The organism is Aminobacter sp. GW821-FHT11F06, assembly GCF_058808215.1.
On sequence record NZ_JBXARL010000009.1, the window covers coordinates 184,513 to 197,120 of the forward strand.

Here is a 12,608-nt window from a genome sequence, read left to right on the forward strand (position 1 = left end):
ACCACATGTCAGAATTCGAAAATAATCTGCGCAAGGCCGAGGCCTATCTCGAGCGCTTCCGGTCCGGTGGTGTTACCAACCATATCAACGGCGAAGCCATCGCTGCGCTCGATGGGACGACCTTCGAGACCATCTCGCCTGTCGACCTCAAGCCGCTTGCCCAGGTGGCACATGGCAAGGCTGCCGACATCGACATGGCCGCCAAGGCTGCCAAAGCGGCCTTTCCGGCATGGGCCGCGCAATCGGGCGATGCTCGCAAGAAGCTGCTGCATGCGATTGCCGACGCCATCGTCAAGCGGGCCGAGGAGATCGCCTTCGTCGAATGCATGGACACCGGCCAGTCGCTGAAATTCATGGCCAAGGCGGCACTGCGAGGTGCCGAAAATTTCCGTTACTACGCCGACAAGGCACCCGAGGCACGCGACGGCCGCACGCTGCATGCGCCCGGCCAGCTGAACATGACCACCCGCGTGCCGATCGGCCCGGTCGGCGTCATCACGCCGTGGAACACGCCGTTCATGCTGTCGACATGGAAGATCGCGCCCGCGCTCGCCGCAGGCTGCACCATCGTGCACAAGCCGGCGGAATTTTCCCCACTGACCGCTCGTCTCCTGGTCGAAATCGCCGAAGAGGCCGGCCTGCCGAAGGGCGTTTGGAACCTCGTCAATGGCCTCGGCGAAGATGCCGGCAAGGCGCTGACCGAACATCCTGATATCAAGGCGATCGGCTTCGTCGGCGAAAGCCGCACCGGTTCGATGATCATGCGCCAGGGCGCCGACACGCTGAAGCGCGTGCATTTCGAACTCGGCGGCAAGAACCCGGTGATCGTGTTCGCTGACGCCGATCTTGAGCGCGCCGCGGACGCTGCCGTGTTCATGATCTACTCGCTCAACGGCGAGCGCTGCACCTCGTCCTCGCGCCTGCTGGTCGAAGCCTCGATCTATGACAAGTTCACCGCCATCGTCGCGGAGAAAGCCAGGCGTATCCAGGTCGGCCATCCGCTCGATCCGAAGACTGTCGTCGGCCCGCTCATCCACCCGATCCATGAGGAAAAGGTGCTGTCCTATATTGAGCTCGCACGCTCGGAAGGCGCAACAATCGCCGCCGGCGGCGGCAAGGTCGAAGGGCCAGGAGGCGGCTGCTACGTGGCGCCGACGCTGTTTACCGGCGCGCGCAACGACATGCGCATCGCCCAGGAAGAGATTTTCGGGCCGGTGCTGACGGCGATCCCGTTCGGCAACGAAGCCGAAGCTCTGGCCATCGCCAACGACACCCAATATGGCCTCGCCGGATATCTGTGGACATCCGACGTGACACGCGCCCTGCGCTTCACCGAAGGGCTCGCGGCGGGGATGATCTGGGTCAACTCGGAAAACGTCCGCCATCTGCCGGCACCGTTCGGCGGCGTCAAGAACTCCGGCATCGGCCGCGACGGCGGCGACTGGTCGTTCGATTTCTACATGGAAACCAAAAACATCGCCTTCGCCACGACGGCCCACAACATCCAGAAGCTCGGCGGCTGAGCGGGAACAGACATCATGCCATTGCCCACACCCAACCTCTATCCCGCCTTCAACATCGTGCGGCTCAGCCATGTCGAGCTGGCCGTGACCGATCTGGCCAAATCCCGCGCGTTTTATGTCGACACGCTCGGCCTCCAGGTCACCGACGAGACGGCCGACACGATCTATCTGCGCGCCATGGAAGAGCGCGGCCACCATTGCATCGTGCTGAAACAAGGCGACCGGGCCGAAGCCCGCGACCTCGGTTTCAAGGTGTTCTCCGAGGACGACCTCGACAAGGCCGAGCATTTCTTCAAGGCCAAGGAGCTGCCGGTCGAATGGGTCGAGCGGCCCTATCAGTCACGCACGCTGCGTACCCGCGATCCGCACGGCATTCCGCTCGAATTTTATTCCAAGATGGACCGGCTGGCGCCGATCCACCAGAAATACGCGCTCTACAAGGGCGTGAAGCCGCTGCGCATCGACCACTTCAACTGCTTCTCGCCTGACGTCGACCAGTCGGTGGCCTTCTACAACGAGCTCGGCTTCCGCGTGACCGAGTTCACCGAGGATGCCGAAACCGGCCGTCTGTGGGCGGCATGGACCCACCGCAAGGGCGGCGTGCACGACATCGCCTTCACCAACGGGCTGGGCCCGCGCCTGCATCACGTCGCGTTTTGGGTGCCGACGCCGCTCAACATCATCGACCTGCTCGACCTGATGGCAACGACAGGCTACGTCGGCAATATCGAGCGCGGCCCAGGCCGGCACGGCATTTCCAACGCTTTCTTTCTCTACATCCGCGACCCCGACGGTCACCGTATCGAGATCTACTGCTCGGACTACCAGACCGTCGATCCAGATCTTGAGCCGATCAAGTGGGACCTCAAAGATCCGCAGCGCCAGACGCTGTGGGGCGCCCCTGCCCCGCGCTCGTGGTTCGAGGAAGGCAGCACCTTTGCCGGCACCGCGCCGCGGCCCTCCGCGCTTGCCGCATCACCCATCATCGCACCGTGAGGGCAACGACATGAGCGACAGGCCTCGTTTCGCTACCTACACGCATGCCGGCAAAAGCAGCTACGGCGCTGTCACCTCCGACGGCATCGTCGACCTCGCGCCGCTTTTCCCGCAGTGGCCGACCTTGCGCGAAGTCATCGCGGACAATGGTTTCAATCAGCTCGCGGAAACAGCGGCAAAGCGTGCGGCTGACATCGCCGAAGATGCGGTGACCTACCAGATCCCGATCCCGGCACCGGAGAAGCTGATCTGTGTCGGGGTGAATTTTCCCGACCGCAACGAGGAATACAAGGACGGCCAGGCAGCCCCTGCCAACCCGTCGCTGTTCATCCGCTTTCCGCGCTCCTTCGTCGGGCACCGCTCAGCGATCATGCGGCCACCGGAATCGCCGCAGCTCGACTATGAGGGCGAGATCGTCATCGTCATCGGCAAGGGCGGACGCCGCATCGCCGAAACGGATGCGCTCGATCACATCGCGGCCCTTTCGCTGTGCAACGAAGGCACCATCCGCGACTGGGTGCGGCACGCCAAGTTCAACGTGACCCAGGGCAAGAACTTCGACGCCTCCGGCGCTATCGGCCCCTGGCTCGTGCCCTACACCGACGAGACGCAGATTGCCGACATCCGCCTGACGACCAGGGTCAATGGCGAGTTGCGGCAGGACGATCGCACCAGCCGCATGATCTTCAGCTTCCGCAAGCTGATCGCCTACATCTCGACCTTCACCACGCTGGTGCCGGGTGATGTGATCGTGACCGGCACACCGACTGGCGCCGGTGCCCGCTTCGACCCGCCACGCTGGCTCGTCCCGGGCGACGTCATCGAGGTCGAAGCCGAAGGCATCGGCACATTGCGCAACACTGTCATGGACGAACAGCCATGAAGCTTTCGCCTCAACAGCATCTGGCCGCCGCCCAGCGTCTCGACCAGGCCGAAAAGCAGCGCAAGCAGATCGGGCTTTTGTCGCTCGATCATGCCGAGATGGACATGGAAGATGCCTATGCCGTGCAGGCCGAGTGGGTGCAGCTCAAGCTCGCCCAGGGCCGCCGCAGGATCGGCTGGAAAATCGGCCTGACCTCCAAGGCGATGCAATATGCGCTCAACATCGACATCCCCGATTCAGGCGTCCTGCTCGACGACATGATGTTTTCGGATGCGGCGACCATACCGGCCGACCGCTTCATCCAGCCGCGCATCGAGGCCGAGATCGCCTTTGTCATGAAGGCACCGCTGGAGGGGCCGAACACGACGGTCTTCGACGTGCTCAACGCCACCGATTTCATCGCCCCTGCCATCGAAATCCTCGACACGCGCATCCTGCGCAGCGATCCGGCGACCGGGCGCACGCGCACCATCGTCGACACCATCTCCGACAATGCGGCCAATGCCGGCATCATCACCGGCGGGCGGCCGATGCGCCCGACCGAGGCCGACATGCGCTGGATCGGCGCCATCGTGTCGCGCAATGGCGAAGTCGAAGAAACCGGCCTGGGTGCTGGCGTGCTCAACCATCCCGCTGCCGGCATCGCCTGGCTGGCAAACCGGCTGGCCATGTTCGGCGGCTCGATCGCCGCCGGCGACATCGTTTTGTCAGGCTCTTTCATCCGCCCCGTCGAGGCGCGCCACGGCGACACCATCATGGCCGATTTCGGCCCCTTCGGCACCGTCAGCGCCTATTTCGCCTAGAGATATCAATGCCCGCACCAGTTAACACGTTCAAGGCCGCCCTGTCGGGCGGCGAGGCACAGATCGGCCTATGGCTCGGCCTTGCCAATGCCTACACCGCCGAGATCTGCGCCGGCGCCGGCTTCGACTGGCTGCTCATCGACGGCGAGCATGCGCCTAACGATATTCCCACGATGACGGCACAGCTCCAGGCGATCGCGGCATCAGGGGCAAGTGCAGTCGTGCGCCCGCCGATCGGCGAGACCTGGATCATCAAGCAACTGCTCGACATCGGCGCCCAGACGATCCTGGTGCCGATGGTCGAAACCGCGGACCAGGCGCGCCAGCTCGTCCAGGCCATGCGCTACCCGCCGCATGGCGTGCGCGGCGTGGGTGCCGCCCTTGCCCGCGCCTCGGCTTTCAACCGCATTCCCGATTATCTGGCAACGGCCAATAATGAGACCTGCCTGCTGGTCCAGCTGGAGAGCCGGGCCGGGCTTGCCGCACTTGAAGACATCGCTGCGGTCGATGGCGTCGACGGCATCTTCATCGGCCCGGCCGATCTTGCCGCCGACATGGGATATCTCGGCAAACCTGGCGCTCCTGAGGTCCAGGCAGCCGTGGAAGACGCAATCATGCGCATCCAGAAAAGCGGCAAGGCGGCGGGGATCCTGACCTCCGACACGCAGCTTGCGGCACGCTATCTCGAATTGGGCGCGGCCTTCGTGGCTGTCGGCACCGACGTCACGCTTCTGGCACAGGCAACGAGCACGCTTGCCGGCAAGTTCAAGGCAACGCGCAACGACGCACCCCAAGCGTCCAGCTCCGGCTATTGAGCGCTCCCGACATCTGAAACGCAGAAAGGGCGGCCATGAGCCGCCCTTTCATTTTGCTGTCCTGCGTTCGCCAGCGCCAGCGGCAACCGCCTCGCACAGCTGAAGCTGGCGCTCAGCGCGTGATGTGAACCGTCTGCATCTGCATGTATTCTTCGAGCCCCCAATGGCCGAACTCGACGCCAATACCCGACTGCTTGGCGCCGCCAAAGGGTGCCGCGGGCGAAATCGAGCTGTGGTCATTGACCCAGGCGGTGCCGCATTCGAGACGCCGCGCCAGCTCTTCGGCCCGCTTGAGGTCCGACGACCAGATCGAGCCGCCCAGACCGTTTTCGCTTGAATTGGCACGCGCAAGCGCGTCATCGACATCGCTGTAACGGACGATCGGCAGGATTGGGCCGAACTGCTCTTCGTCGACGATGCGCATGCCGTCGGTCACCTCGGTGACCACGGTCAACGGGAAGAAATAGCCCGGCTCGCCTGAAGCAGCGCCACCGGAAAGGAACTTGCCGCCATTGGCCTTGGCATCGTCGGCAAGCTCGCGAACCTGATCGAACTGCGCCTTGTTCTGCAAGGGACCGAACTCGCTTGCCGGATCGGTCGCTGGACCGACCTTCGCCGCACGCGCCAGCCCGGCGATCTTTTCGGCGAGCGCATCGTGCAGGCTTTCATGGACATAAAGCCGTTTGAGCGCAGCGCAGGTCTGGCCGCTGTTGCCGAACGACTTGGCGAAGATCACCGGCGCAATGGCGTCGATATCCGCGTCCGGAAGGACGATCGCCGCATCATTGCCGCCCAGTTCGAGCGTCAGCCGCTTCAGCGTTATCGCGGCGTTGGACATGATGTTGCGCCCGGTCGGGGTCGAGCCGGTGAAAACAATCTTGTCGATGCCGGGATGGCTGGCGATCGCACGGCCGATGCCGCCTTCGCCGGTGACCGAATTGAGCACGCCGCGCGGCAAATGCGCGTTGGCGAGCTCGACGAGCCGAAGCGTGCTCAGCGGCGTGTAGGACGACGGCTTGATCACGACGCAATTGCCCGCCATCAGCGCCGGCATGATGTGCCAGACGGCGATCAGGACCGGATGGTTCCACGGCGTGATCGAGCCGACCACGCCAAGCGGCTTGCGGTGCACTTCGATCCTGAGCTTCTCGTCGTCGCGGATGACCTCGACGGCAGGCCTGAGCTTTGCCGTTTCGCGCATCCAGTGGATGGCCGCGCCGATTTCGCCATGGGCGCTGGCCCGAGGCTTGCCTTGCTCGGTCGAAAGCAACACGGCCAGGGCTTCCTTGTCGCCCTCGACCGCATTGGCGATCGCGTTAAGCAGTGCTGCCCGTTCCTCGAGCGTCGTGTCCCGCCACGTGGCAAACGCACGGCGGGCAGCGGCGACCGCTGCATCAAGATGTTCCGGCCTGGCGGCGGGGCATTGGGCGAAGACCTCCGCCCGTGCCGGGTCGATCACGCCGAACGACCCGGCGGCTTCGACCTTTTCACCATCGATGATCATCGCATGGGTCATTCTTGTCTCCCTCGAATTTCAGCGGGCGCGGGCCCAGGCCGTGCGGCATTGCTGGAAAAACCGTCCAGCCAGCCCTCGCGCAATTGCGGCACAGCGCGGATCAGGCGGCGCGTGTAGTCCGACTGCGGCGTCTCGAACACCGATCGCGTTTCGCCATGCTCAACGATCCGACCTGCCTGCATCACCGCCGTCATATGAGAGAAACGCAGCGCCAGCCCCAGATTGTGGGTGATGAACAGGATGCTCAGCCCCTCGTCCTCGATCAGCCGCGTCAGCAATTTGACGATGCTTTCTTCAACCAGCGGATCGAGCGCGGAGGTGATCTCGTCGCAGATCAGAATATCAGGCTTTGCCGCCAGCGAGCGCGCGATGCAGACGCGCTGCTTCTGCCCGCCCGAAAGCGAGGCCGGGTAGCGGTCGAGATAAGCGGCAGGCAGCTCGATGGACTCCATCAGTTCGCGGAGCCGCTTGTCGGCGGCTGCACCACGCAGACCATGGAAATAGGTCAGCGGCCGGCCGATGATGTCGCGGATTGTCTGGCGCGGGTTGAGCGCAAGATCGGGCAGCTGGTGGATATACTGGATCAGCCGCCGCTGATCGAAACTGCGGCCCTCCACAACAGGTGCCAGCAGGCTGTCGCGCATCCGGATCTGGCCGGTGCGGGCCGGCTGCAGCCCGGCGATGCTGCGCGCCAATGTGGTCTTGCCGCTGCCCGATTCACCGACGAGCGCCAGCACGGAGCCTGCACCGAGCCTGATCGACGCGTCCTTGACCGCCGCGACGCCGCCATAGCCGACATCGACATTGCTCACGTTGAGCAAGGCCGCATCGCCGCCATTCGATTTGGCATAGCTGCCGTCGCCCTGGTTGGCGACAAGGCGCTGCGCGTATTCGGTTTGCGGATTGTCCACCAGCTGCCGGGTGGTGCCCTGCTCGACCATCTTGCCGTTGCGCATGACCACGATCCGGTCGGCCATCTGCGACACCACGGCCAAATCGTGCGAGATATAAAGCGCGCCGCAATTGTGGGTACGCGCGACCTTCTTGATCAGCCGCAACACCTCGATCTGCGTCGTCACGTCGAGCGCCGTTGTCGGCTCGTCGAAGATGATCAAATCGGGCTGGTTGATCAGCGCCATGGCGATCATCGCCCGCTGCAGCTGGCCGCCCGAAACCTGGTGCGGATAGCGCCGCCCGAAATTCTCGGGGTCGGGCAGCTGAAGCTCCTCGAACAGCTCGACCGCCATGCGCCGCCGCTGGGCCGATGTCAGCTTCTGCGACATGGCTGGAATTTCGGTGACCTGGTCTTCCAGCCGGTAGAATGGATTGAACGCGGCGGCAGCACTTTGGGCGACATAAGACGCCTTGGTGCGCCGGATGGTTTCGAGCTCAGTGGTGCCCATTTCCATCAGCGATTGGCCGCACAATGTGATGGAGCCGGCGGTCGGCACGCAACCAGCCTTGAACAGCATGATCGAGCTCAGCGCCAGCGTGCTTTTGCCGGCCCCGGATTCCCCGATGATGCCCAGCACCTCGCCGCGATCGACATGGATCGAAACGTCATCGAGCAAGATGCTCGAACGTGCCTCGACGCGCAGATTGTCGATGCTCAGTATCCGATTTCCGCTCATTTCACTTCCGGTTTGTCAGAATAGCGACCAACGAGCCAATCAACGATCCCGTTCACGCTCAGGCAGAAGAGCGCGATGCAGAAAGCCGGGATCAGCGGTGTCAGACGGCCGGTTGAAAGGGCCAGCGCATTCTCACGGACAAGCCCGCCGAGATCGGCTGCGGGTGGCTGGATGCCGATGCCCAGGAAACTGAGCGAGCTGATGAAAAGCGCCGCCGAAGAAAGCCCAAGACCGAACTGCGCCAGCAGCGACGGGATCATGTTGGGCAGGATCTCCTTGAACAGATACCAGTGCAGGCGTTCGCCGCGCAGGCGTCCGACTTCGACATATTCCATCGCCGCCAGGTCGCCGGCGATCGGGCGGGTGACACGGTAGTAGGTGCTCGACTGCAGAACCGCCATGGTCAGGATCAGCGTGGTCAGCGACACGCCAGCAATGGCCAGGATGATCAAGGCGAAGATGATCTGCGGAATCGACATCAGGATATCGACGGCGCGCCCGATGACGATATCGATCCAGCCCTTGCTCAAGCCGGCGAGGATGGCAAGCGTCACCCCCAGCATGCAGGCCAGCGTTGTCGCGATCAGGGTCGCAACGAACGTATAGCGCGTGGCGTAGAGGATGCGGGACAGCATGTCCCGGCCAAGGCCGTCGGCGCCCAAAAGGCCGCCCACGCCAGGCGCATCGAACGGGGTGTGAACCATCTCGTTTGGCGGAAAGGGCGCAAGCACCGGCGCGAAGATGGCGGCAGCCGCCATCGTTGCGAGAACGGCAACGGAAACGCCCAGCGTCACTTTGCTCGACACGGTTCAGTTCCCCTTCCTGGGCAGCCGCTGACGCGGATTGACGAGCATGGCCATCAGGTCGGCGGCAAAATTGAGCGAGATGAAGATCGTCGAGAACAACACGCCACAGGCCAGCACCATCGGAATGTCGCGATAGGCGACGGCATCCACCATCAGCTTGCCCATGCCGGGATAGTTGAACACCGCTTCGATCACCACCACGTCGACGATCAGATAGGCCATGGTGATCATGCAGATCGACACGATCGGCGACAGTGCATTGGGCAGCGCGTGCTTGAGGATGATCGCATTGCGCGGGATGCCCTTGGTTTCGGCCATCAAGATGTAGTCGGAGCTCATCACACCAAGCACGGCAGCGCGGGTGAGCTTCATCACATGGGCCTGCGCGACAAGCACCAGGGTCAGGACCGGCAGCGTCAGGGCCGAAATCCAGGTCGAGAAGCTGGCGCTGGAGCGAACCATCGACAAGGGCGGAAACAGGCCAAGCTTGACGGCAAAAATGAAAACCAGGAGGTAGCCGATCAGGAATGACGGCATCGACAGGAAGATCGCCGAGATCGAGCCGGTCGCGGTGTCGATCGCCTTGCCCCGGTTGATCGCCGAAAGCAGTCCTGCCGCAATCGCCAGAGGCAGCACGATCACCGCTGCCGAACAGGCCAGGATCAGCGAATTGATCAGGCGCGGCACCAGCAGGTTGATGACCGGCTGGGCATTGGACAGCGAGGTGCCGAAATCGCCGTGCAGCGCATTGCTCAGCCAGTGCAGGTATCTGACCGGCAAGGGTTCGTCGAGGCCCAGCACCTTGCGCAGGGCCGCGACGGTTTCAGGGGTCGCATTTTGGCCGAGCAACGCATTGGCTGCGTCGCCCGGCAACATCGACGTTCCCACAAAGACCAGGAACGAGATGAAGAAGATCGACACGAGTCCAGACGCAACCCTGGCTACTACGAACGATTTCACCGGGGAATTGGCGAATAGAGTCATGCCGTCCAGTCCTTGGTACTAGGCGAACCAGACCTGCTCGATGGCGCGGTAACCGGCCATCTGCAGTGCCGAGGGCACAAAACCATCGAGATCGCTGGTCGTACCTTCAACCGTGCTGGAGAAGAACGGAATGATGGTTCCGCCATCCTCGCGGCAGATCTTCTGCGCGGTCGCATAGAAGGCCTTGCGCTTTTCGAGGTCGGGTTCGGCGCGGGCCGCGATGACGGCGGCGTCGAAATCCTTGTTCACCCACTTGCACTCGTTGTTGCCAGAGGTGCTGAGGAAGGCGACCGAGAAGATCGCGTCGGCCGTCGGCCGGTCGGAACGGGCCGAGACATGGAACGGCGTCTGGCCAACGATGGTTTCCCAGTAGCCGTCCGAAGGCTCGCGCTTGACCTCGATGGGAATGCCCGCCTTGGCGGCGTGCTCCTGAAAGATCACGGCCATGTCCACGGCACGCGACGAGATGGCTTCCGAGGTCTGCAAGACGATCGGGCCCTTGAAGCCTGTCTTGTCGAAAAGTTCCTTGGCGCGCACCGGATCATATTCAGTCTGCGGCAGGTCGGACGCGTAGACCGGATCGCTCGGCGCAACAGGCGTGTCGTTGGCAATGCGGCCGACGCCCACCGAAACGCGCTCGAGCATGTCGGGACGGTTGACGGCAAGCTTGAGCGCCATGCGCATGTCGGGATTGTCGAACGGCGCCATGTCGGTACGCATGTTGAAGCAGATGAAGCCGCGGCCCTCGGTGTTGTAGATCTTGAGGTTCGGCATCTGGCGCATCAGCGGCGCGGTACGTGCGTCGAGCAGCGTGGTGAGGTGAATCTGGCCGCTCTGGAAAGCGCTGCCGAGCGCCGAGGCGTCATTGATCGCAAGGAACTCGACGCTGTCGACAAAGGCTGCGTCCGACTTGAAATAGTTCTCGTTGCGCTCGGCTTCGAGAACTTCACCCGGCGAGAACCTCTTCAGCTTGTAGGGACCTGTGCCAACACCGTCGAACGTCGTTGTTCCCGCCGGAACGATGCCGAGCGAGAAAGCCGTCAGCATGGCTGGGAAGATGTAGTTGGCTTCGGGCAGATCGATGATGACGCGGTTGGGACCATCGGCGCGGATATCGGACACGCCCTTGATGATGCTGCGCATGTTGGAACGCGAGGCTTCCTCGCCATGGCGCTTCAGCGAAAAGACCACGTCCTCGCTGGTGAAGGGCTTGCCATTGTGGAACGTCACGCCTTCGACCAGGTCGAAGATCCAGGTCTTGCCGCCATTGGCCGGTTCCCAGCTCTTGGCGAGACCCGGGCGCAAATCCATGTCCAGACCATGGACCTCGATCAGCGAATTGTAGGTGATGCCTGACATGACCGCCGTGTAAGGCGAGCCGAATGTGCGCGGATCCAGCGAGTCCGCCGTCGAGGCACCGCCGCTGGCCACGACAAGGTGTCCGCCGCGCTTGGGCTCAGCCGCCCACGCACCACGCGGCAATGCCGCCATAAGACCGGAAGCCGCCGATATCTTGAGCAGGCTTCGGCGCGAAATCGTAAACATGTTCCTCACTCCCTTTTTCACAAATTAACCCGCAACGCCCGCTCCTTTTGCGGCGTTCAGCAGGCATTCCCCTCTGCACCTGGCCCCTCTGCGCCCGGCGTGAACCAAAGCGGCAAGGCGATGGGCCTCACCGCTCCTCCGTGGTCATTCGCCAGGCTCTCCCTTCGCCAGGTCGCCCAATTGGCGCGACTTGACGAACTGCAGACGTTGGTAGACCAGATTTCTCGCCGCATCGGGCCCGCGCGCTTCGATGCAGGCAATCAGGGCACGCTGAAACGCCACTGCCCGCCGCGCCACTTCCGGCGACGAGCCGCGGACATAAAGCGGCATCAGAACATGGCTGAGCGCCCTGAACTGCGCGACCAGAACCCGGTTGTGGGAAGCCCCGACAACGCAGCCATGGAAATTGATCGCCGCCCAGGTGAATTCCTCGGCGTCGTCGATCAGGCGCTCGGCCTCGGCCAGCGCGTCATGCAGCGCCTTGATATCGGCGCTGTCGGCGTTGGTTGCCGCAAGGCCTGCCGCCATCACCTCAATGGCGATCTGGGTGTCGAGCAGCTCTTCGGTGCTGATGCCGATCAACTTGAGCTGAATGGCGATGGTCTCGGCAAGGCGCTCGGAATTGCCTTCGGCGACAAAGATCCCGCCCTTGATGCCGACCTTGACATCGAGCACGCCGGACGCCTGGAGCGAGCGCAAAGCGTCGCGCATGGTCATGCGGCTGACGCCGAACTGCAGCGCCAGCGACGCCTCCGAGCCAAGCCGATCGCCGGGGGCCAGCCGGCCGGCAAACAGAACCGTTCGTATCTGATCGATCACGTTCGCCGAGAGCGTGGACTGCTTGCCCGAGGACCATAGGCGCTCGGCCGGCCCGACCATCTGGGTCAGACCGCCACCGTCAGCATCAGGCGCTTTTTGCATGCCTATCCCTTTGATACGATATTTAGGACAAAAAAGAATATTTCGAGCCGAATATCAAGCTAAAAATGGCGATTGCACGACCATTTTTTTTAAACTATCATATGTTTTGAAAATGGCGGTGACGAGCTCCCGCCTTCAACAATTTCAATCAGTTGAGTGGGACATGATCATAGAAGGTCAGATAG

The 12,608-nt window shown here is 62.9% G+C and carries 11 protein-coding genes; 5 read left to right on the plus strand and 6 right to left on the minus strand.

Going from position 1 to position 12,608, the window contains the following annotated elements:
• The first annotated feature begins 5 nt into the window (after window positions 1–5).
• Genes hpaE through hpaI form a run of 5 tightly spaced genes read left to right on the plus strand, consistent with a single transcriptional unit; the run spans window position 6 to window position 5,020 of the window.
• Entirely contained in the window at window positions 6–1,523 is a 1,518-nt protein-coding gene (hpaE, locus tag AC1RTB_RS21355) for a 5-carboxymethyl-2-hydroxymuconate semialdehyde dehydrogenase (protein ID WP_492879506.1), read from the plus strand.
• Between the two features lie 15 nt (window positions 1,524–1,538).
• Window positions 1,539–2,519, plus strand: a complete 981-nt coding sequence (gene hpaD / locus AC1RTB_RS21360) for a 3,4-dihydroxyphenylacetate 2,3-dioxygenase (RefSeq protein ID WP_492879508.1) — start codon at window positions 1,539–1,541, stop codon at window positions 2,517–2,519.
• Between the two features lie 10 nt (window positions 2,520–2,529).
• Complete coding sequence (locus AC1RTB_RS21365; protein WP_492879509.1) at window positions 2,530–3,402, plus strand: fumarylacetoacetate hydrolase family protein; 873 nt, start codon at window positions 2,530–2,532, stop codon at window positions 3,400–3,402.
• Window positions 3,399–4,205, plus strand: a complete 807-nt coding sequence (hpaH, locus tag AC1RTB_RS21370) for a 2-oxo-hept-4-ene-1,7-dioate hydratase (protein WP_492879510.1) — start codon at window positions 3,399–3,401, stop codon at window positions 4,203–4,205. Before AC1RTB_RS21365 ends, hpaH begins: the two co-directional genes overlap by 4 nt.
• An 8-nt stretch (window positions 4,206–4,213) precedes the next feature.
• The gene (gene hpaI / locus AC1RTB_RS21375; RefSeq protein ID WP_492879511.1) at window positions 4,214–5,020 is read left to right on the plus strand and encodes a 4-hydroxy-2-oxoheptanedioate aldolase; all 807 of its coding nucleotides are present in this window, start codon (window positions 4,214–4,216) and stop codon (window positions 5,018–5,020) included.
• A gap of 112 nt (window positions 5,021–5,132) precedes the next feature.
• On the opposite strand, the gene AC1RTB_RS21380 is transcribed toward hpaI, so the two are convergent.
• The 6 genes from AC1RTB_RS21380 to AC1RTB_RS21405 form a co-directional block, all read right to left on the minus strand.
• A complete protein-coding gene (locus AC1RTB_RS21380) occupies window positions 5,133–6,536 on the minus strand; it encodes an aldehyde dehydrogenase family protein (protein ID WP_492879512.1) in 1,404 nt (467 codons plus the stop codon).
• Window positions 6,533–8,167, minus strand: coding sequence for an ABC transporter ATP-binding protein (locus AC1RTB_RS21385; protein WP_492879513.1), 1,635 nt, complete (start codon window positions 8,165–8,167; stop codon window positions 6,533–6,535). The genes AC1RTB_RS21380 and AC1RTB_RS21385 overlap by 4 nt, the downstream gene beginning before the upstream one ends.
• Window positions 8,164–8,973, minus strand: coding sequence for an ABC transporter permease (locus AC1RTB_RS21390; RefSeq protein WP_492879514.1), 810 nt, complete (start codon window positions 8,971–8,973; stop codon window positions 8,164–8,166). The genes AC1RTB_RS21385 and AC1RTB_RS21390 overlap by 4 nt, the downstream gene beginning before the upstream one ends.
• A 3-nt stretch (window positions 8,974–8,976) precedes the next feature.
• Window positions 8,977–9,957, minus strand: coding sequence for an ABC transporter permease (locus tag AC1RTB_RS21395; protein WP_492879515.1), 981 nt, complete (start codon window positions 9,955–9,957; stop codon window positions 8,977–8,979).
• 18 nt (window positions 9,958–9,975) lie between these two features.
• Entirely contained in the window at window positions 9,976–11,502 is a 1,527-nt protein-coding gene (locus AC1RTB_RS21400; RefSeq protein WP_492879516.1) for an ABC transporter substrate-binding protein, read from the minus strand.
• Between the two features lie 144 nt (window positions 11,503–11,646).
• The gene (locus tag AC1RTB_RS21405; RefSeq protein WP_492879517.1) at window positions 11,647–12,423 is read right to left on the minus strand and encodes a FadR/GntR family transcriptional regulator; all 777 of its coding nucleotides are present in this window, start codon (window positions 12,421–12,423) and stop codon (window positions 11,647–11,649) included.
• Window positions 12,424–12,608: the final 185 nt, after the last annotated feature.

Excerpts from the sequence above, each read along its gene's own strand:
- hpaE (WP_492879506.1), top strand. The coding sequence starts at position 6 with ATGTCAGAATTCGAAAATAATCTGCGCAAGGCCGAGGCCTATCTCGAG.
- AC1RTB_RS21395 (WP_492879515.1), bottom strand. The coding sequence starts at position 9,957 with ATGACTCTATTCGCCAATTCCCCGGTGAAATCGTTCGTAGTAGCCAGG.
- AC1RTB_RS21365 (WP_492879509.1), top strand. The coding sequence starts at position 2,530 with ATGAGCGACAGGCCTCGTTTCGCTACCTACACGCATGCCGGCAAAAGC.
- AC1RTB_RS21385 (WP_492879513.1), bottom strand. The coding sequence starts at position 8,167 with ATGAGCGGAAATCGGATACTGAGCATCGACAATCTGCGCGTCGAGGCA.
- AC1RTB_RS21400 (WP_492879516.1), bottom strand. The coding sequence starts at position 11,502 with ATGTTTACGATTTCGCGCCGAAGCCTGCTCAAGATATCGGCGGCTTCC.
- AC1RTB_RS21380 (WP_492879512.1), bottom strand. The coding sequence starts at position 6,536 with ATGACCCATGCGATGATCATCGATGGTGAAAAGGTCGAAGCCGCCGGG.
- hpaD (WP_492879508.1), top strand. The coding sequence starts at position 1,539 with ATGCCATTGCCCACACCCAACCTCTATCCCGCCTTCAACATCGTGCGG.
- hpaH (WP_492879510.1), top strand. The coding sequence starts at position 3,399 with ATGAAGCTTTCGCCTCAACAGCATCTGGCCGCCGCCCAGCGTCTCGAC.
- AC1RTB_RS21405 (WP_492879517.1), bottom strand. The coding sequence starts at position 12,423 with ATGCAAAAAGCGCCTGATGCTGACGGTGGCGGTCTGACCCAGATGGTC.
- hpaI (WP_492879511.1), top strand. The coding sequence starts at position 4,214 with ATGCCCGCACCAGTTAACACGTTCAAGGCCGCCCTGTCGGGCGGCGAG.